Genomic DNA, 814 nt, shown 5'->3' on the forward strand with positions numbered 1-814 from the left:
CGGGCGCGTCGTGCTCGCCGCCCGTACCGGACTGCCCGCCGACCCGGCGGATCCGCGCCGCCAGGCGGTCGTCCGGCTGCGCGCGCTCGGCGCGGACGTCGAGGCCCCCGCGCTGGACGTCACCGACGCCGACGCCGTACGCGCCCTGTTCGGCGCGGAGCGCTTCGACGGACTGGTGCACGCGGCGGCCGACACCTCGGAGGACACCTTCCTGCCGCTGGGCGCGCTCCAGGAGAGCGCCGTCGCACGGCACTTCGCCGCCAAGTACGAGGGCGCGCGCGTGCTGCGCGACGCCGTCGCCGGGCTCGCCGGGGACCGCGCTCCGCGCTGGGGTCTGCTGTTCTCCTCGACCTCCGCGCACCTGGGCGGACTGGCCTTCGGCAGCTACGCGGCGGCCAACGCCGCGCTGGCCGCGCTCGCTGGGGCGGGACCTGACGACGGCGCCGCGCAGACCCGTTGGACCTCGGCCGCCTGGGACACCTGGGCGCCGACGCTGGCCAAGGTCGACGCCAGGACCGGCGCCTCGATGGCCGCGCACGCGATGACCGCCGAGCAGTCGCTGGCCGCCCTCGACCGCGCCGTGACGCAGCCGCTGCCCGCGGTGGTCGTGGTGGCCGGCGGTCTGGCGGGCCGGCTCCCGAGCCGTCCGCAGGCGGTCACGGCGGGCGCCGGGAGTACGTCCCCTGTGGCGTCCTTCCCGCGGCCCGACCTGCCGCAGCCGTACACGGCGCCGCTGACCGGCACGGAGCGCGAGCTGTGCGCGCTGTGGACCGACACCCTCGGTGTCGACCCGGTCGGCACCCGTGACAACTTC

The 814-nt window shown here is 77.6% G+C and carries 1 protein-coding gene; it reads left to right on the top strand.

Translation table 11 applies throughout. The features are described 5' to 3' along the window. Nucleotides 1–814 (top strand): KR domain-containing protein (locus BGM09_RS15530; protein ID WP_188282175.1); only part of this gene is annotated, 814 nt, incomplete at both ends.

Origin of the sequence: Streptomyces sp. CBMA29 (assembly GCF_014596445.1) — a bacterium.
In the GTDB taxonomy this organism is placed as follows: Bacteria; Actinomycetota; Actinomycetes; order Streptomycetales; family Streptomycetaceae; genus Actinacidiphila.